Origin of the sequence: Bacillus sp. N5-665 (genome assembly GCF_022637375.2) — a bacterium.
GTDB lineage: Bacteria > Bacillota > Bacilli > Bacillales > Bacillaceae_G > Bacillus_A > Bacillus_A wiedmannii.
Genome location: NZ_CP093325.1, coordinates 2,232,965 through 2,251,449, shown reverse-complemented (window position 1 = coordinate 2,251,449; position 18,485 = coordinate 2,232,965). Strand labels below are relative to the sequence as shown.

20 protein-coding genes are annotated in these 18,485 nt (G+C 35.3%); 6 read left to right on the top strand and 14 right to left on the bottom strand.

Features of this window, described 5'->3' with window-relative positions:
• Positions 1-19: 19 nt before the first annotated feature.
• Positions 20-1,279 (top strand): MFS transporter, encoded by a 1,260-nt coding sequence (locus tag MNO09_RS14210; RefSeq protein WP_000353370.1) that lies wholly within the window; start codon positions 20-22, stop codon positions 1,277-1,279.
• 116 nt (positions 1,280-1,395) lie between these two features.
• On the opposite strand, the gene MNO09_RS14205 is transcribed toward MNO09_RS14210, so the two are convergent.
• From MNO09_RS14205 to MNO09_RS14180, 6 genes are all read right to left on the bottom strand, one after another.
• Positions 1,396-1,866 (bottom strand): DinB family protein, encoded by a 471-nt coding sequence (locus tag MNO09_RS14205; protein WP_000821004.1) that lies wholly within the window; start codon positions 1,864-1,866, stop codon positions 1,396-1,398.
• Between the two features lie 201 nt (positions 1,867-2,067).
• A complete protein-coding gene (locus MNO09_RS14200; protein WP_000839529.1) occupies positions 2,068-3,444 on the bottom strand; it encodes a sensor histidine kinase in 1,377 nt (458 codons plus the stop codon).
• 1 nt (position 3,445) lies between these two features.
• Positions 3,446-4,123 carry a response regulator transcription factor gene (locus MNO09_RS14195; protein ID WP_000781971.1) on the bottom strand — a complete coding sequence of 226 codons (678 nt, stop codon included), beginning with the start codon at positions 4,121-4,123 and terminating at the stop codon, positions 3,446-3,448.
• Between the two features lie 180 nt (positions 4,124-4,303).
• Positions 4,304-5,143 (bottom strand): YitT family protein, encoded by an 840-nt coding sequence (locus MNO09_RS14190; protein ID WP_088107087.1) that lies wholly within the window; start codon positions 5,141-5,143, stop codon positions 4,304-4,306.
• Between the two features lie 338 nt (positions 5,144-5,481).
• Positions 5,482-5,751, bottom strand: coding sequence for a 2TM domain-containing protein (locus MNO09_RS14185; RefSeq protein ID WP_000438999.1), 270 nt, complete (start codon positions 5,749-5,751; stop codon positions 5,482-5,484).
• 179 nt (positions 5,752-5,930) lie between these two features.
• Positions 5,931-6,572, bottom strand: coding sequence for an ATP F0F1 synthase subunit alpha (locus MNO09_RS14180; RefSeq protein ID WP_088107086.1), 642 nt, complete (start codon positions 6,570-6,572; stop codon positions 5,931-5,933).
• A gap of 468 nt (positions 6,573-7,040) precedes the next feature.
• Between MNO09_RS14180 and MNO09_RS14175 the strand changes: the two genes are divergently transcribed.
• The 5 genes from MNO09_RS14175 (at position 7,041) to MNO09_RS14155 (ending at position 11,321) form a co-directional block, all read left to right on the top strand.
• Entirely contained in the window at positions 7,041-7,574 is a 534-nt protein-coding gene (locus tag MNO09_RS14175; protein ID WP_088107085.1) for a hypothetical protein, read from the top strand.
• A 295-nt stretch (positions 7,575-7,869) separates the two neighbouring features.
• On the top strand, positions 7,870-8,973 hold the full coding sequence (locus tag MNO09_RS14170; RefSeq protein WP_001027124.1) for a tetratricopeptide repeat protein: 1,104 nt from the start codon (positions 7,870-7,872) through the stop codon (positions 8,971-8,973).
• Entirely contained in the window at positions 8,970-9,257 is a 288-nt protein-coding gene (locus tag MNO09_RS14165; RefSeq protein ID WP_000750944.1) for a hypothetical protein, read from the top strand. Before MNO09_RS14170 ends, MNO09_RS14165 begins: the two co-directional genes overlap by 4 nt.
• A 592-nt stretch (positions 9,258-9,849) precedes the next feature.
• The gene (locus MNO09_RS14160; protein WP_000905860.1) at positions 9,850-10,881 is read left to right on the top strand and encodes a S66 family peptidase; all 1,032 of its coding nucleotides are present in this window, start codon (positions 9,850-9,852) and stop codon (positions 10,879-10,881) included.
• A gap of 44 nt (positions 10,882-10,925) precedes the next feature.
• Entirely contained in the window at positions 10,926-11,321 is a 396-nt protein-coding gene (locus tag MNO09_RS14155; RefSeq protein WP_000454081.1) for a DUF3224 domain-containing protein, read from the top strand.
• Positions 11,322-11,507: 186 nt separating this feature from the next.
• Here MNO09_RS14155 and MNO09_RS14150 read toward each other — a convergent pair whose 3' ends face one another.
• The 8 genes from MNO09_RS14150 to MNO09_RS14115 all read right to left on the bottom strand — a co-directional run bounded on the left by MNO09_RS14150 (position 11,508) and on the right by MNO09_RS14115 (position 18,484).
• Positions 11,508-11,885, bottom strand: a complete 378-nt coding sequence (locus MNO09_RS14150) for a hotdog family protein (RefSeq protein WP_088107084.1) — start codon at positions 11,883-11,885, stop codon at positions 11,508-11,510.
• 80 nt (positions 11,886-11,965) lie between these two features.
• Positions 11,966-13,213: a DUF1015 domain-containing protein gene (locus tag MNO09_RS14145; RefSeq protein WP_088107083.1), complete on the bottom strand. Its 1,248-nt coding sequence runs from the start codon at positions 13,211-13,213 to the stop codon at positions 11,966-11,968.
• A 15-nt stretch (positions 13,214-13,228) separates the two neighbouring features.
• Entirely contained in the window at positions 13,229-14,401 is a 1,173-nt protein-coding gene (locus tag MNO09_RS14140; protein WP_000490234.1) for a 3-phosphoglycerate dehydrogenase family protein, read from the bottom strand.
• Between the two features lie 12 nt (positions 14,402-14,413).
• Positions 14,414-15,496, bottom strand: coding sequence for a 3-phosphoserine/phosphohydroxythreonine transaminase (gene serC / locus MNO09_RS14135; RefSeq protein WP_000442934.1), 1,083 nt, complete (start codon positions 15,494-15,496; stop codon positions 14,414-14,416).
• 210 nt (positions 15,497-15,706) lie between these two features.
• Positions 15,707-15,898 (bottom strand): DUF378 domain-containing protein, encoded by a 192-nt coding sequence (locus tag MNO09_RS14130; RefSeq protein ID WP_000670800.1) that lies wholly within the window; start codon positions 15,896-15,898, stop codon positions 15,707-15,709.
• An 89-nt stretch (positions 15,899-15,987) separates the two neighbouring features.
• Positions 15,988-17,055, bottom strand: coding sequence for a glycoside hydrolase family 113 (locus tag MNO09_RS14125; RefSeq protein ID WP_000739797.1), 1,068 nt, complete (start codon positions 17,053-17,055; stop codon positions 15,988-15,990).
• Positions 17,056-17,260: 205 nt separating this feature from the next.
• Positions 17,261-18,034, bottom strand: coding sequence for a DUF6612 family protein (locus MNO09_RS14120; RefSeq protein ID WP_088107082.1), 774 nt, complete (start codon positions 18,032-18,034; stop codon positions 17,261-17,263).
• An 84-nt stretch (positions 18,035-18,118) separates the two neighbouring features.
• Positions 18,119-18,484 (bottom strand): hypothetical protein, encoded by a 366-nt coding sequence (locus tag MNO09_RS14115; RefSeq protein ID WP_000025042.1) that lies wholly within the window; start codon positions 18,482-18,484, stop codon positions 18,119-18,121.
• Between the last annotated feature and the right edge of the window lies 1 nt (position 18,485).

Below are 18,485 nucleotides of genomic sequence, written 5' to 3'. Positions count from 1 at the left end.
TTATAAAGGAGTAGATAAAGTGGACATATTAAAAAACCGGAATTTCCTCTTATTATTTTTAGGGAGAATTTTCACAAACATAGGAGATAGTTTGTATTATGTAGCCGCGATGTGGCTCGTATACAAGCTGAGTGGTAATCCTTTTTATTCTGGATTAGCTGGTTTTCTTACGTTATTACCTTCTACACTTCAATTTCTTACCGGTCCATTCGTTGATAGATGGTCAATCAAAAACACCCTCTTCATCACACAAGTTCTGCAATGTATCCTTATATTAATCATTCCTATTACACACTACTTCGACCTATTAACTGTTCAACTACTACTTATCATCATGCCCATCGTAGCCTTTATCGAACAATTCGCCTATCCCGCACAATCGAAAGCTTTACCACTTCTACTGCATAAAACACAATTATTAAAAGGAAACTCTCTCTTTTCATTTGCGTATCAAGGCATTGACTTAATTTGTACGACTCTTTCTGGAATATTAGTAGCACTACTTGGTGCCATTACTTTATATGTAGTCGATTCCTTAACATTCGCGATTACTGCCCTATTATTCTTTTCATTGAAAATGCCAAAGCAAGCAGAAACAAATACATCACTTTCAACTAAACAATATTTCTCTGATTTAAAAGAAGGCTTTTCGATCGTCTTCCGTTCATTAATGGGCGCCTTCTTAATCGGTTCAGTTGTCGCTAATTTTTCAATCGGTATGACAATGGCGATACTCCCTTCTTACGCTGATTCTTTAGGAGGCGTGAAATCATATGGCTTCTTCTTAGCTGCTATATCAGCAGGTAGTCTCATCGGTGCATTATTCAGTTCATGGATTGGCAAACGTAATGTTGGCCGTGTCTCCATTATTAGCTTTGCGACTGGCTCTATCTTTTGGTTTCTCTCTACGATTGTACCGTTTCAATGGCTATCTATTCTCTTATTCGGCCTAGCTTGGATACCAATCGGTGCGACCAACATATTATTTGCGACAATTAGTCAAATTGCAATTCCAAATCAATATCTTGGACGCATTAACTCAGTCATGCGAAGTATGGGCACAATTGCTATGCCGTTCGGTTCTTTAATTGGCGGATACACCGCAAATGTATTTAGTAGCCAATTCATTTTTGCGCTCGCTAGCATCGGTATTTTATTTATTTCTCTCGTATGGCTGCTTCATCCGAAATTACGAGCATTGCCGAAAGCTGATGAAATTACAGCGGATACTTTTGGAGTTCATTTTAGGGAAGAGCGCGGGAAAGGTACAGCTTTATAGCAGGAACAAACATAACCCCGTTCTAGATTTGGGACGGGGTTAAAATGTAGTTATTTAATTTTGGATGTAAAATACTTCACTAAAAATATAACAATAGCACCAACTAAAACGTTCAATTAACGATTTGATGGCCAAGACCCCTGCATTTTCCTTAATTGAATAATTTGGCCTGTATGATAAGCATCATGAAGCATGATATCTAGTAATTTCCCCTCAAGTGAATTTTGTTCAAGCTCTTTTTCAGAAATTGCACTCAATACATGTCTTAAATTACGCTGAGCATTTTCAGAACGTTCAACAACTTTCTTCCATTCCTCATCATCATTGGATTGCTCAGTAAGATAAAAGGTGTCATTACCGTCCAGATTGTGTTTCCATTCACGGCCTTCTAAGTTTGCAGCAAGCCTCTCTTTGTAATAAATGAGATGATTAACGCTCTCCCAAATGGTATTCGTTGCCTCACCAGATGGTTTCCACGTAGCCTGTTCGGCTGTAAGTCCTTCTATAGCATGTTTAAACGGTGCATACCAACTCTCTTTATCGAATGTTGAATCTAGTACGTTTAATAACAAGTCAATTCGTTTCAAAGTAATTTCCTCCCTACACGGTTCAAGTTTTAATACAATCCTTATAACTCTGTAGAGATTCTACATGTTTAAATAAACTTCCTCCTGAGCTCACTCCACAAACTCGTCCGATTATGTAATGAAAATGACTCACATTTTTTCACTTTACACGTATACTAGAAACCAAAAAAGAAGAGGCCCTTCCGTAGCAGCCTCTTTCATCTATTTCGGAAGCTCCACCTGAACAGTAGTCCCTTCCCCTTTCGTACTATACACTGAAACGTTTCCGTTATGCAGTTCTACAATCTTCTGTACAATCGATAATCCTAAACCGCTACCTTCTACGTTTCTTGCTCTTGCTGTATCTACTTTGTAAAAACGATCAAATATACGATCCATTTCTTCTTTTTCCATACCAATTCCGTTGTCTGATATATAGATCATCACACTTGATTCTAATTCTTCTACAACAAATTCAATCGTTCCGCCGTCGTTTGAAAACTTAATACTATTCGTAAAGATGTTACTCCATACTTGATGAAGTAAGTTTTCATCGCCTTGTATTGTAATATCCGGCACATCAAATTCAACGGCAATATCTTTTTCACGCCATTTCCATTCGAGCATAAAAATGACGTCTTTAATTTGCTTTTGTAGATTGAATTCTTTTATTTGTAATACTTTTTCTTCTTTATCTAAAGAAGCGAGCGTAAGTAACTGTTTACATAAACTAGACATTCGCTTACTTTCGCCCTCAATAATTTGCAAGTAATGGTTTCTTTCTTCCCCACTCATCTCTTCTGACTGTAACGTTTTTGAGAACCCTTGAATAGAAGAAAGCGGCGATTGGAATTCGTGAGAAACGTTAGAAACAAATTCTTGTCTCATCTCATCTAATTCTTTAATGCTTTTCGTCATCTTTTGAAAATTAGTTGCTAATGTACCAATTTCATCTTTTCGATTTCCATCTAATTCGATATCATATTCACCACTTGCAATCTTTTGCGTCGCTTTCGTAAATGTACGAATGGGACGAACGATATAACCTGCTGCAATCGCAATAAAAATAATACTTAATAAAACGATAAACCCTAGTAATACCGCTAGAAAAATTCGCATCTCACCAAATTGTTGCTGAATGTCAGGACGAATGAATAAAGCGTACTGTTTATCACCGTGTTTTACCGGCACACCGACACTATTAATTAATTCATTATCGAAAAACCCCGTAATAAAGAGGCGTGTTGGATATGTAGAAACGCCGTTAAACGTTTCCCCTTGCAACACTTTATGAACAGTATCATCGCTAATAGAGGTCTTACGAAACGCATTGCCAATACGCTTTCCATTCTTTTGATCATCGACAATATAAATTTCATATCCTAACTTCGCAATTGATTGTAAATAATCATACTTATTTTCTTCACTTTGCTTTTCATATAACGATTTTACTTCTTCCGCATACATTAAAATCTTTTCACTGTTATACGGTTTTAACTTCACTTGATAGTACACATTTGTTAATAAAAAACCGATAATACTGCTAAGTAGCATGATCCCAACCGTCATAAAAACAAATCTAGAGTATAATGATTTCATTTTATTTCAACTCCAACTTATAACCGAGTCCGCGTACTGTCGTAATTTGAAAATCATCCGTTCGTTTTGAGAAGCGATCTCTCAGTCGTTTCACATGAACGTCAACTGTTCGTTCATCTCCTTCAAAATCCATTCCCCATACTAATTCAATTAATTCTTCTCTTGAAAATGTTCTTCCAGGATAACTAGCCAGTTGCGATAACAACTCAAATTCTTTTAATGGAAGCAGAATCGTTTGACCGTTACACTTCACTTCAAACCCTTTTCGATCAATTGTCGTACCGTGCAACGTAATAATATCAGCACTCAGCATTTGATAACGACGCAGTAATGCTTTCATACGGAAAATGACCTCAGCTGGCTCAAATGGTTTTACAATATAATCGTCCGTACCAGAAATGAATCCTTTTTCTTTATCAACTAATTGATCTTTCGCAGTTAATAAAATAACCGGTATATCATGATACTTCCGGATTTCTTCACATAACGTATAACCATCAACAAACGGCATCATAATGTCTACTATCGCAAGATGAATATTTTCTTTCTCTAATACGCCTTGCGCTACCTTTCCATCTTCCGCTTCAAAAACTTTAAACCCCTCTTTTTGTAAATGGTAATGTAACAACTCTCTAATATGCTTATCATCATCAGCTAATAAAATATGTATCATCTTCATTAAACCCTCTCTTGTTCATCCTTCTACATCCTTACCTTAAGAAACAATTAGATTTTTTGCAAGAAAAAGAAAAACAAACCAACATTTTAAGATAAATAAAAAGAATCTATTTTGAAAAAAGATTATTCAAAATAGATTCTTACGTTTTAGTATTAAGATTATTTTAATGAAAAGTAATTTCTATGCTTTAGAAATATCAACGAATCCTTCTCCAAATACGTCACGAACATCGTGTATAGCAATGAACGCAGCCGGATCTGTAGTTTGAACAATCCGTTTTAGCTTGACTACTTCTTGCTTATTAATAACAACATAAAGAATTTCCTTCGGAGTTTTCGTGTAATAGCCATGACCTGAGTACACCGTAACCCCTCTGCCCATTAAGGTAGTTACCTTCCCGGCAATTTCATTCGGGTTATCAGAAATAATCGTAATGGCTTTCTTCGGATTTAAACCTTCAATTACAAACTCCATCACTTTCGTTGCTACATATAGCATAATAATTGTTATCATCAGTTTTTCTGCACCAATGATGAAATAAGATGAAAACGCAACAATTAAATCGAAGAACAGTAAACCATAGCTAATGCTCCATCCTAAATATTTATGCGTCATCCTTGCTAAAATGGTAGTACCTGCTGTTGTTCCGCCAACGCGAATAATAAGACCAATCCCGCACCCAATAAATATTCCTCCGAAAACGGCATTTACAAGCATTTCATCCGAAGCAATCGTCCAACCTTCTGTCAAATGAAGGAATAGCGAATTCGTAACTACAGCGATAATCGTATAAATTGTTGTAATCTTATTCAAAAATTTATAACCAGCTATTAACAAAATCGCATTTAAAATTAAGTTAACTAAGCCTGGTGACCATTCAAATAAATAATACGTAATAATCGTGATACCAGTTACTCCACCCTCACCAAACTCGTTCGGGATAACAAACAAATTGACACCTAACGCAAATAGAAATGCACCAATAATAATAAAAATAATGTCTGTCGTTCTTTTTTTCATACAGTACCTCACTTCTTATGTAAATATTTATTCTGTCATAAACTCTCACCATTATATCGTGGAATATTCAAATCGAACAGTGGTTTATTTTTATTTTAATATAGGATGATAAAACAACTTTATCCTATATCCACATGTAATTTAAAAAGTAAAACAACTGTATTTATTATGTACTACAAGTAAAGTTTTGATTTCACATGCAGTTGATGCTAAAAAATGAATATGAACACTCACTCGCACAAATTTCGAATACAAAACAAATAGGCGAAGCTATAGAATAGACTTCGCATCAAACATTTGATCCCAGAGATTTATATTCATACATTCCAGAAATAAATTTACTTATCTTTCTCCATATATTCTTTAATCTTTCGTTCTTCCCACTCTTTTCCGAATATCCCAACTGGAAAAGTTGTCAAACCGTGTATAACGATACCGATCCCCCAACCTGCAAGTGGATATACAAACCATAATTTACTTGAATCAGAGCTTATATTTATAATAAAAAGCATTAAGTTCACTAGTATATAGACCGTTAAATGAATATAAAACGCTTGTAAATTCTCTACCCTTTTTTTAGCTCGTAAATAAACCTCATCTCGCTCCACCCTTAAACACCTCTTTTCATATTGTTTTTTTCACCTTCGCTCCAGTATTAACATCATATTCTAATCGAAAATCCGTTATTCTCAAAAAAACATAAAACAAAAAAGTACCCATCGAATTATCATACATATGATGATTCGATGGGTACTGCATGATACATTTGTTATTTACAGAATTCTAATTAAGACCAAATCCAAACATCATCATTATTTTCAACGTCGCTCTTTACCTCATGAACTTTTTCAATGTTGTCCGTTGTGTTCCAGTTAATAGAACTTCCGCCCCATCCTACATACTTCATATCAATTTTTACTTTCTCACCTGTATGAAATACTTGTCCCTTCGTTAAGAAAACATCAATAATAACTTTCTTCCCGTTTAGTGATGGATACTCAACTACGACATATTTAGTAGAACCTTCTCCTTCCTCTTCCCTCGTTCCTACTTTTGATACTTCCCCAATCACATAATCAGGAGAACCCTCTTCTTTCATGTGCATACCTAATTTATGTGACGTATTTTCAACTGAATTTGCAATCATATATTCCGTGAAATTACGCATCATAGATCCAGTAACTTTTACTTCATCTCCTACTTTCACATTTGAAAAGGAATCCATGTATATACTAACAGGCTCCTCATATTGCTTAGATTTTACAACAATTACACCTTTATCTACTTCTATTACTCGTCCTTCTAACGTCGAGAAATTCGATTCCATAGAAGTGGCACTCGCTTTTGACAGTTCTAATCCTGGTAAATTCGTTCCTGATAATGCTGCGATCCCTAAAGCACCTGCTAAAATTAATTTTTTCATACCCATATGTAACCTCTCCATTCATGATGATTATATTTTTTGATTGGATACGACCAACCTGTAACTATTATAGTTACAGGTTGTACAAAATAGCAACTATCTTTCTTATGCAATGTTGCATACTGTAACTTTTAAATATGCAGCAAGAGGACTAAATTCTCGAATTATAATAGTTAATTTAATTCAAAGCTAAAATAACCTTATGGGCACGGTATAAAGAAATTAAGAGCCGCTTTCGGTCCTAAAGTTAGCGAATAGCTTTATAAAAACTCAATCAAAATCTATTCAACGAATTGAAAAATGAACCATGTCGAATTTTATTTTCATAAAATTCAAATTTCAAGGAGGTTTTACAAAATATTACACAGAATTATTCGTATATCGTAATATAATTGGTAATTTTTTACGATTCATTTCATTTTATCTACCACGTTTAGACAAAATGGAAAACCATAGCAAAAGGAGAGATATAGATTGAAAAGAAAAATTAGTACAGCTGTTGTAGGTTTATCGGTATTCAGCTTTGGTCTTTTTGGTGTAAATATTGGGGATGGCGGCGTTGTAAAGGCTGCACATGGGGATACTCCTGCTCCGAAACAAGAGAGCCATGCTGATTTCCCTGCCCCAAAATTAGAGGGACATGGGGATTTCCCTGCTCCAAAATTAGAGGGACATGGGGATTTCCCTGCTCCGAAACAAGAGAGCCATGCTGATCTTCCTGCCCCGAAATTAGAGGGACATGGGGATCTTCCTACTCCTAAATTAGATTCACATGGAGATTCATGGGCTCCTGCTTATGATCATGGAAGACCTCCTATTTCATCATATAATAAAGGGGATACTTGGGCTCTGAAACAAGAGACACATGCTGATTTAAGCTCGAAATTAGATTCACATGCGGATACTTGGGCTCCTGCTTTCAATATTGGCGATACTCCTACTCCGAAACTTGAGGGGCACGAACATTTCCCTGCTCCAAAACTAGAAGCTCACGGTGAAACTATTTAACACACCCCCCCTAGCTATATAACTAGGGGGTTTATCTTTTCATCCTATTCAGACCTCATGCATACTTTCTCAACTTTTATTTTAGTACTGTGCATGTGACATCATTTTATTAAGATTCTATAGTCAATTGTGATCCCTTTCCCCCAAAAAACATGGACAACACTATAAAAACACATAGATTGACAAGTTTAAAGATTCAGAATATTATTTATCAAGAAAAAATTCCATATAATTACTTTTTATTGTGTTACCATTATAGTTACAATTATATAGAAAAATATACAAGGGGGCTAATATGAACATTTCATTAAAGGGACATACATATACAACAAAACATTTAGAAGCTTGGTACCATGCAATCTTAACGCAAAACGTTAAGGAAGCACAAATTCAGTTTCAAGAAGCTAAAAAAGGACATGAAGAAATGCTTTTGAAAGAAACAGAAACAATTCCACTTTATCACTTATATTACGCATTACTCCAGTTCCGACATACAGCTCTGACAGATGGACTATCAATCACGAAAGATAGTTTTCAATTCATAGAAGACCAAGAAAAACCAGAAGATAAACATTTATCTTATCTATATCATTATTATAAAGCGATTCATTTTGCAGCAATTAATCATTATCAAGAAGCAGAAGAATATTTCTTAAAAGCACAAGCACTTTTATCCGGACACAGTCAAATTGAACAAGCTGATTTCTATTACCGATACGCTGCTTATCATTGTCACCAACAACAACCAAGTTTTGCGATTGTAAATGCTTCTAAAGCATTAGAATTTTTTGAAACGCAACACGGATGTGAAAGAAATATTTCATCCTGTTTAAGTGTACTTGGTGCTTCTTATGTAGACGTAGGACATTTTGAACAAGCTGAGGAAAGCTATAACAAAGCGTTAGATATTCTCCAAAAATTAAATGAAGAATCATTACAACTGTATGTGCGCGGTAATCTAGGTCATCTATATGCTAGCCAGAATCTTTCTGAAGAAGCGATTCGTCACTTGACACAAGTTGTTGAAAAAATCCCATCTCACTACAAAGCTATATTCTTACTTGCACAAGAACATGAAAAATTAGGACTTATCGACAAAGCAAACCACTACATTAAAATAGGGAAACAACTTATTTCTGAACTTGGTAATGAAGAGCACAAACATCACTTTGCTATATTAGAAGCTTTCACGAATCAAACTGAATTAGACAAAATTGAACCGATTGTTTTAGAAGGAATTGAATACTTCAATAAAGAATCTTTATATATCTATGTTTCTGAGTATCTTGAAAAACTAGCTCTTGCGTTTTATAACAAACAACAACATGAAAAAGCAAGTTTATACTTCTTTAATAGTACAATAGCAAAAAAATCAAATGAAAGAGGGTTAAAGAAATGAAAAAAACAATTGGTAAAATCGCTTTAGGTATTGCATTTACGGGTATTGCTGCATTTGGCTTAAACGCAGGTTTCACAAATCAAGCTGGACATACTCACTTCCCGTCTCCACCAGCTCCTTCTTTTTCTGAGGGCCATACTGGCGGCGCTCCTGCATTAAACATCGGTGACACTGGTGGGGCTCCTAAACAAGAAGGGCATGCACATTTCCCTGCTCCAAAAGTTGAATCTCATGGCAATACTGGCGGCGCTCCTGCTAATTCTGAGCATGGTACAGGTTGGTAAGTTAACAAAATTAAAAACAATTTAGATTACGTTCCTATATGTTTACAAGAAAACTATTCGATGTTATGTGGTTTTCAAGTCTAAAAAATACACCTAATAATTAGGTGTATTTTTATTTTACCTCTCTATCTAAGAATTAAAGAATACTCCCCTAAAAATCCCAACAAAAAAAACCGAAGAAACTACCTATACCTCAGACACTTAAAGTACTACGAACGTTGCGATTTTTAGTGACACTCCGTATCCAATCTCACTTTCATCCCAAGTGCCTAAAGGCGATAGCTTTCTTATTCAGGAAAAGCTGTAACCTCTCCATTCATGATGATTATATTTTTTGATTGGTTACGACCAACCTGCAACCAATATAGTTACAATTAGTGAAAAATAGCAACCATCTTTCTCATGCAATGATGCATACTGTGATTTTTAAATATAAATCGATTATTCCTATATTCAACACTACTGCTAAATTCTTGCATATCAGCAGGTAAACGGATTGATGATGAAGAAACTAATGTCATGCATCATGTTTTTTTCAATGATACAGTTTGTATAATCGTAGTCCATTACATTATATAGGAGCGGTGTTAACATGTTAATAAAACCAAAGAGGTTACAAGCAGGAGATATCGTAGCAACAGTAAGTCCTTCATGGGGAGGCGCAGGTGATTCTGAAATAAGATGGCGATATGAACAAGGAGTAAAAAGATTAGAAGAAGTTTTCGGTCTTACGGTTATCCCAATGCCAAATAGTTTAAAAGGTAGCGAATTCATTTATAACAATCCACAGGCTCGTGCGGAAGATTTAATGACAGCTTTTAAGGATACGCGCGTGAAAGCAATTATTGCGAATATTGGCGGTGAAGATAGCATTCGCTTACTTCCTTATATAGATTTTAATGTAATACGAGAAAACCCGAAAATTTTTATGGGATACTCTGACGTTACTATTTCACATTTATTTTGCCATAAAGCAGGTCTTTCCTCTTTATACGGTCCAGCAATTTTGACCGACTTTGCCGAAAATGTAGAGATGGATCGATATACAGTTGAAATGGTAAATCGAACTCTCTTTTCCAATGAAACGATTGGCGAGATTCAACCAGCTCATGAATGGACGAGTGAGCATTTAGAATGGATAGAGGTAAATAAAGATACAAGTCGTACGATGCAACAAAACAATGGATATGAACTACTTCAAGGCTCTACCACTGTACAAGGGCGTTTAATTGGTGGATGTATAGAAGTATTAGAATTTGCAAAAGGAACGGAGATTTGGCCTGAGAAAAAACATTGGGAGGATAGCATTCTCTTCTTTGAAACTTCTGAAGATCATCCAGAACCAAGTTATATAAAGTATTGGTTACGAAATTATGCAGCGCAAGGCATTCTGCAAAAAGCAAAAGGTATCATCTTCGGTAAACCGAAAGACGAAATGTATTATGAAGAATATAAACACGAAATACTGCAAGTAATGAAAGAACATCATTTAGAAGATTTACCGATTCTTTATAATTTAAATTTTGGCCATACCGAGCCGAAGTTTATTTTACCTTACGGTGCGATGGCAGAAATTGATTGTGAAAATGGGTCTTTCTCTATTTTAGAGAGTGGCGTGGAATAAAGGAAAACTTTAAATAAGTATCTAATTGGAGGGAGATTACGTGTATGGAAGTAACATTTACAGTAAGTAAATGGGATGAAAAACTAATTGATGATACTAGAAAAGATTTCCCTATTAATATTGCTCATGTTGAATATGATATTGATGGTGAATTAAAAGGAAAAGCTTTTGTTGAATACTTATTATATTATTTAGACTCAAATATAAATGATGGTCACTTGGCTACTGCTAAAATTTCTGGATTTTTACACTTTGAAGGAATTTACAAGGGGCAACAAGGAACATTTACAGCTATAGAGCAAGGAATATTTGATAAAGGAAATTTAGATTCCCCAGGAACAATTATTAAAGCTACCGGTAACTTAGAAAATCTGCGAGGTTCCTATAATTATCAGTTTACAGGTCAAACCAGTAAACTAATTTTAAAGTTTGAATTTTAACAAAATACCCTATAATATAGTGGAGAGGACATTTCTTGCAATACTAGAAATGTCCTTTTTATTGACGAGCTTATCCAACTATTTTCTAATAGTTAAGAAAAGAGTATAATACATAAATTTTTCGTTATGGGGGGAATTAAAACTCTAAGCCTGAGGGCCCCACTTACTCATTACTTTTCCTATCAATTAAAGAATAATCCCCGAAAAACTCCCCTTCATAACTTCTTTTTCAAGTTGATTCCTACATGTAAACATCGCAATAATTTTTGTGCGGTTTTTTTCATCGGGCTCAAATTGTTCAATGGTTACGTCACAGCGAATCGTATCACCGCTAAACACAGGACGTAAAAATTCAAAATCCATCTTGCGAGCTAGTACGTTATAGTCACCGCCAATTTTTGTAGGCAACGTTGATGTTAACAGCCCTTGTACAACAAAACTCCCCTGCTCATCTGGTGTAACATGATGAACACCTTCATCTTTCGATACTTCCGTAAATAAAACAACATCCTCTTTCGTAAACATTCGTTCAAAGGTGATTTTTTCGCCTACTTGCAATTTCATCTATACCCCTCCTCAAAAACCCTTTTAAAATAAGAAAAACCGAAACTAAAAATCATTTCGGTTTTTCACTCTAAAGAAGTTTATTTTAATGAATGAACAAACAACCCACTGCGAAGTTTCGGTTCAAACCACGTTGATTTTGGCGGCATAACTTCTCCGGCGTCTGCGATTGCTAATAAAGCTTCCATTGATGTCGGATATAATGAAAACGCTGCTTTATATTCACCGCTATTTACAAGGCGTTCTAGTTCTTCTACTCCGCGGATTCCTCCGACAAAGTCAATGCGTGAATCAGATCGCGGATCATGTATTTCAAGTACTTGGCTTAATAAATGATCTTGCAGAATAGATACATCTAAACCTTTAACGAGATCATTCGCATCAAACGTTTCCTCTTTCACTGTAAGCTTATACCACTTCTCGTTTACGTACATACCAAATGTTTTCGGCTCATTTGGTTTATACGGAGAAACAGCTACTTCTTCTACATAAAAGTATTGTGCAATTTGCTTTAAAAACTGTTCTTCTGATAAGCCATTTAAGTCTTTTACAACTCGGTTATAGTCCCAAATGGATAATTCATCGTGAGGGAATAAAACAGATAAGAAGAAATTAAACTCCTCTTCTCCTGTGTAATTCGGATATTTTTCTCTTCGCATGATCCCTACTTTTGCAGCTGATGCAGAGCGGTGATGTCCATCTGCAATATAAAGATTAGAAATATCTTCAAATGCGTTTACTAAAGTAGCAATTACATCCTCATCAACTATTTTCCAGGCAACATGCTCCACGTCATCTTCTGCTGTAAATGTATAGATTGGCGCATGCTCTTCTTTCCAGCTTGCAATGATACGTTTCACATCTTCTTTTGTACGATACGTTAAAAAGATAGGCCCCGTATTTGCATCACACACATCTACGTGGCGTATACGATCTAATTCTTTTTCGTGACGCGTTCTTTCATGTTTTTTTATTGTATCATCTTCATACTCATCAATAGATGTACAAACGACAAGACCTGACTGCGTTCTTCCTTGCATCGTCAGTTCATAAATGTACAGTGCTGGCTCTTCATCTTGTATGAATACTTCTTCTCGTATAAATCGATTTAAATTTTCACCCGCTTTTTCATATACACGATCATCGTACGGTGAAAGTGCCGGGTCTAAATCAATTTCTGCTTTATCAACGTGTAAGAAAGAATACGGATTCCCTTTTACAACCTCTCTTGCCTCTTTACTATTTAATACGTCATACGGTAAAGCTGCAACTTCCGCTGCTTTTTCTTCTACTGGACGAATGGCCCGAAACGGTCGGATTTTTGCCAAGTTTTCCTCTCTCCTTTACACAATCATTCGAACGGCTACAACACCTGTAATTTTGCTTATATTTTCCACAATGTTCTCTTTTATTATATCATCAATTCCGTTATCAATATCAATCATTGTATACGCCCAAGAATGTTTACTACGATTAATCATATCCGCAATATTAATATGATGTTCTGCTAAACATCCTGTAATTTGTCCTACCATGTTCGGAACGTTTTGATGCATGATTGTAATACGTTTCTTTCCGATATAAGGGAGTTCGACGTTTGGATAGTTTACTGAATTACGAATATTTCCTGTCTCTAAATATTCACGTAATTGGCGCGCTGCCATGAATGCACAGTTTTCTTCTGATTCAGACGTAGATGCACCAAGGTGAGGCGTCGCTGTTACATTTTTCATCTTTATCACATTTTCATTCGGGAAGTCTGTTACGTAATGCGTAATAACATCTTCTTCTAACGCTTTTTGAAGAACATTTTCATCTACAAGTTCTCCTCTAGAGAAATTGAATAAACGCATACCTTTTTTCATCTTCTCTACAGCGTGTTCACCAATAATTCCCTTCGTTTGATTCGTAAGAGGAATATGAAGTGTAATATAATCACATGTTGCGAAAATTTCATCTAAACTAAATGCTCTTTGCACATGTGTAGAAAGACGCCATGCAGTTTCAACTGAAATGTAAGGATCGTATCCGACAACGTCCATTCCTAAAGCTAACGCATCGTTCGCAACTAAAGCACCGATTGCGCCAAGGCCAATTACACCTAGACGTTTTCCTGCAATTTCTGATCCAACGAATTGTTTTTTTCCTGATTCAACAAGCTGCGGTACTTCTTCACCCTCTAAATTTTTCGTCCAGCTTACACCGTTAATAATGTTACGTGAAGACATAATAAGGCTGGCGATAATAAGTTCCTTTACTGCATTGGCATTAGCTCCTGGTGTATTAAATACTACAATCCCTTTTTCTGTACATCGCTCGACAGGAATATTATTTACACCAGCACCAGCTCTTGCAATCGCCTTTAAGTCTTTTGAAAATTCTTCTTGGTGTAAAGAATAGCTGCGAAGTAAAATACCATCTGGGTGGTCCATTCTATCCCCTATTTCATAACGCTCTCCGTCAAGAACTTGCAAACCCTTTTCTGCAATTTGATTTAACGTTTGAACACGAAACATATCCCCATCTCCCTATCTATTCTCAAGCTCAAATTCCTTCATATAATTTACTAATTGCTGTACACCGTGTACTGGCATCGCATTGTAAATACTTGCACGCATACCACCGACTGAGCGATGTCCTTTTAACGTAACAAGGCCGCGTTCTTTCGTTTTTTGTAAAAACTCATTGTTCAGCTCTTCTGACGGTGTTGTAAACGGAATGTTCATAAGTGATCGATACGTAGAATCAACTGGTGAAGTAAACAATTTTGATTCATCTAAGAAATTGTAAAGAAGTGAAGATTTCATTCTATTCTGTTCTTCAATCGCAGATACCCCGCCTTGCTCTTTCAACCATTCTAGTACAAGTTTCGTTACGTAAATACTAAAGGATGGCGGTGTATTATATAAGGAGTTATTTTTGCTGTAAGTTTCATAGTTTAACATCGTAGGACAAGAGCGATCTGCTCCCCCAATTAAATCTCTTTTTATAATAGCAATCGTTAAGCCCGCTGGCCCTAAATTCTTTTGCGCTCCCGCATATATAAGACCAAACTTCGTAACATCATATTGTTCTGATAAAATATTTGAGGACATATCCGCAACGAGCGGTACTTTATCTAAATGTGGAATGTCCACATATTTCGTACCCTCAATTGTATTGTTCGTTGTAATATGTACATAATCTAGTTTTTCATCATTTGGTAAACCATCCAATTTAGGAATTGTAGTAAACTTCTCTTTTTCAGAAGAAGCAAGCACTTGTACTTCCCCTATTTTTTCAGCTTCTTGCATCGCCTTTTTAGACCATGAGCCAGTCAATACGTACCCTGCTTTTTTATACGTATTCATTAAGTTTAACGGTATTATAGAGAATTGTAATGACGCACCGCCTTGTAAAAACAGTACTTCATACTCATCAGGAATGTTCATTAATTCACGAATCAGGCTACTCGCTTCATCTATAATACTTTGAAAATAAGAAGATCGATGACTCATTTCCATAATAGACATGCCTGTCCCGTTATAATTTACAAGCTCCTTTTGCACTTTCTCTAAAACTGGCAAAGGGAGTATTGATGGTCCAGCTGAAAAATTATATACTCTCTCCATCACCCTAATAACCTCCCTATTTCTTATTTTTATTAATTTTTAAACTTTCTGAATTATAACCTGAAATATAATACGTGGTCAATTTGTTTTCTATTATTACGGCGTAAGACGCAATGGAATCGCTTGCATGTGCAAACTATTTTTTATAAACATACAAAAAAGTGTTAAGTACATAATCGTACTTAACACTCTAGTAATAAAGTATAATTGCTAATTGTCCGTGAAGAACCGATCAAAAATTTGATAAATAGCAGAAAGACCAAAGAGCCAATAAATAGTGTCCACAAGCGCCGGCATTGAACCAAACCATTTCTCAACTACATTGTAATCTAACGCTACAAATAACCAATTCAAACCGCCAAGAATCACCAAAATTACTGTAAGGTAAGACAAAAATTTCATTCTGATTGCCCCCTAGGTGATAAGATGGTGAAAGGCCTTTCACTAGAAATATATGTGGTAAAATTCAAAACTTACCTATTTAATAAAAATTATTTTCGGTACCAGCCGTTAATAACTGCCTCTGCTTCTTTACTATGTATTTGATACGCATGCGTACTATTATGAGAGCCAATAAACCAAATGGAAAAACCTTTAAAATACGGTTTCGTTTCTAATACTTCTCGGTAAGCGCGCCATCCGTTTAATTGTACGTCCTTTGAAAACACATTAGAAACATCTGGATTCCACGGATTTTGTAATCCAAGCTCACGCGCCGGAACGTTAAATCCACCAAAATAAACGGGCTTTCCTGTTGCTTTATGTAATTGTTCCAATTGCTGCACAACATTTTGTCCACGATTATATACTGTTGTGGCAAATAAACTTTGCTTCACTTCTTCGTATGATGGATTTCTTTTTCCCGAAACTTCAAACCAACTATCAATACTAACAATATCCACCTTTTTTAAATATGGACGATTTATTTTTTCTATAAACTTCGCTTCATAAGATGGATCAAAGCTTGCTGTTAACCACCAATTCATTTGATACAAAATATTTCCTTTATACTGCTGGCGGACGAAATCAATCGTATCGCTCCAATATCCTTCTGCATATTCCATATTAACGAAATTAGAAGCAATCTTGAGCCCGTACACATTGTATTTACTTGTAATCGAATGAAAGATATCTTGTAGAATAACCGTTTTCCAATTCCAGAAGAAATCATTAATATTACTCGGATTCCATTCCGTTTCCCCAACATTTCCTTGCTGAATATATGGGAACGGTTCCACAATAACTTGAATATTACGCTTTAATAATTCTTGAATTAAAATAATCGCCTGTTGCTTTTGCTCTTGATTAATTACCATGTTCGTAGAAGTCACGTTCGGAATATCTACCTGAATCGGTACATTTACTGTATTTAAATTTAAGCGCTCTACATCCGCTAACACTTTCGCCACATTTCCAACTTCCCATACCGTTACGTTTCCTGACTTTATCTTTCCTGATTGAACAGTATTCACATCTGCCTGTACATTTCCTTGAAAACAAAAAGAAAACAACATAATAAACACCCCTAAAAAACTTACTAAACTCTTATTTTTCTTCACAACTTTCCTCCTATAATTTTTGGCATTCTTGCTTATTCTATACAATGTTTCACATATATTCCATAAAAAAAGGGGGGGAATTTTCATCCATAAAAATGCTATTCATCCTTTATTCAACCCTTATTCATACTAACCTCCTAAAAATAGTAAGGTAAATAAAAAAGGAGCGTATTTCCGCTCCTTTTTTACCCTTATATGATTGAATTTATTGACTTCCTTCTGGTAACTTAATTGGATCAAATTTATCATATGAATCAATTTTTATGCTCACAACTGTATCCAATTTTTCTTTATCCGCACTAGATTTTTTATCTGTATTACGTTCACTCAGTTTTATAGCTGTACGCATCTCTTCAAATTTATAATCTTTCGTTATTATATATTCAACAGTTAACGCATCCATATTAAATCCTTCCATTAATTTGTTCATATCTCCATTAATTTTCTGTAATGTATCTACTGCTTCTTTCCCCTTTAAGTCAAGTGTAAGCTTATATGTATCTCCCTCCTTCTTTGCTTTCATTTTCTTAGCCAAAACTTCCGGTAAATCTAACTCATTAAGTAAATTTTTACTTACCATTACGTCATTTACATTAAATTGATCATTAGGTATCGTAATTAACTCTCCTGTACCAGGGTCTTTCACTTGAGCAACGACTTTTCCATCTACTTCGTACGTTACAATATCTGTTCCACTTATTTTCATTTCTGCTCTAGAATTCTTTCGTTTCGGCTCCATTTGAATGTTCATTTTAATCTCTTCTGATTGACTGTTCCCCTTCATTGACATAAGAGACGTTAAAGTGAGAAAATCCTCTTGTTTAAAATTATCACCTGCTTTTTTAAAAATATCTTTCGCTACCAATTCATTTTCTTTTTGTACAGCGACTGGTTTCGTAACATTCGTTTTCTCACTACTACACCCCGTTGTCCAACCTACTATTAACGCCAAACTAGATGCTACAATTATTTTCTTCATAATGATCTCCCCATTCCCTATTAGAAATAATTACACTTCGTGTATAGTCAATTAAATGAATTAATATAAAAACAGATACAATACTTATTTCACTTCTAAACTAAACCAATTGTTCAATCCATATACTAACGTAACTAACGCTCCAATAACACCAAAAACAACTATATTTATACCGATTGAAGAACCAAATACAACAGCCATTATTGACACAATCATTAATAAAATGGCGATACTATTTATCTTAATTTCTACTATATCGCCATCCTTTACTTTCTTTTCTTTACTCCCAAAAAAGAATTGTTTTACTTTTATATTTACTTCATCTCCCTCAAAAGGAAGCGTATATTCTTCATTATTTTCAAGTTTCATTACTACTTCATTATCTACCTTTACAGCCACTCTTGCTGCTCCTCCCATCATTCCCGTTGCCCTTACTACTTTAATACTCATG

Excerpts from the sequence above, each read along its gene's own strand:
- MNO09_RS14200 (WP_000839529.1), bottom strand. The coding sequence starts at position 3,444 with ATGAAATCATTATACTCTAGATTTGTTTTTATGACGGTTGGGATCATG.
- MNO09_RS14195 (WP_000781971.1), bottom strand. The coding sequence starts at position 4,123 with ATGAAGATGATACATATTTTATTAGCTGATGATGATAAGCATATTAGA.
- MNO09_RS14190 (WP_088107087.1), bottom strand. The coding sequence starts at position 5,143 with ATGAAAAAAAGAACGACAGACATTATTTTTATTATTATTGGTGCATTT.
- MNO09_RS14180 (WP_088107086.1), bottom strand. The coding sequence starts at position 6,572 with ATGGGTATGAAAAAATTAATTTTAGCAGGTGCTTTAGGGATCGCAGCA.
- MNO09_RS14170 (WP_001027124.1), top strand. The coding sequence starts at position 7,870 with ATGAACATTTCATTAAAGGGACATACATATACAACAAAACATTTAGAA.
- MNO09_RS14165 (WP_000750944.1), top strand. The coding sequence starts at position 8,970 with ATGAAAAAAACAATTGGTAAAATCGCTTTAGGTATTGCATTTACGGGT.
- MNO09_RS14160 (WP_000905860.1), top strand. The coding sequence starts at position 9,850 with ATGTTAATAAAACCAAAGAGGTTACAAGCAGGAGATATCGTAGCAACA.
- MNO09_RS14155 (WP_000454081.1), top strand. The coding sequence starts at position 10,926 with ATGGAAGTAACATTTACAGTAAGTAAATGGGATGAAAAACTAATTGAT.
- MNO09_RS14150 (WP_088107084.1), bottom strand. The coding sequence starts at position 11,885 with ATGAAATTGCAAGTAGGCGAAAAAATCACCTTTGAACGAATGTTTACG.
- MNO09_RS14140 (WP_000490234.1), bottom strand. The coding sequence starts at position 14,401 with ATGTTTCGTGTTCAAACGTTAAATCAAATTGCAGAAAAGGGTTTGCAA.
- serC (WP_000442934.1), bottom strand. The coding sequence starts at position 15,496 with ATGGAGAGAGTATATAATTTTTCAGCTGGACCATCAATACTCCCTTTG.
- MNO09_RS14130 (WP_000670800.1), bottom strand. The coding sequence starts at position 15,898 with ATGAAATTTTTGTCTTACCTTACAGTAATTTTGGTGATTCTTGGCGGT.
- MNO09_RS14120 (WP_088107082.1), bottom strand. The coding sequence starts at position 18,034 with ATGAAGAAAATAATTGTAGCATCTAGTTTGGCGTTAATAGTAGGTTGG.
- MNO09_RS14115 (WP_000025042.1), bottom strand. The coding sequence starts at position 18,484 with ATGAGTATTAAAGTAGTAAGGGCAACGGGAATGATGGGAGGAGCAGCA.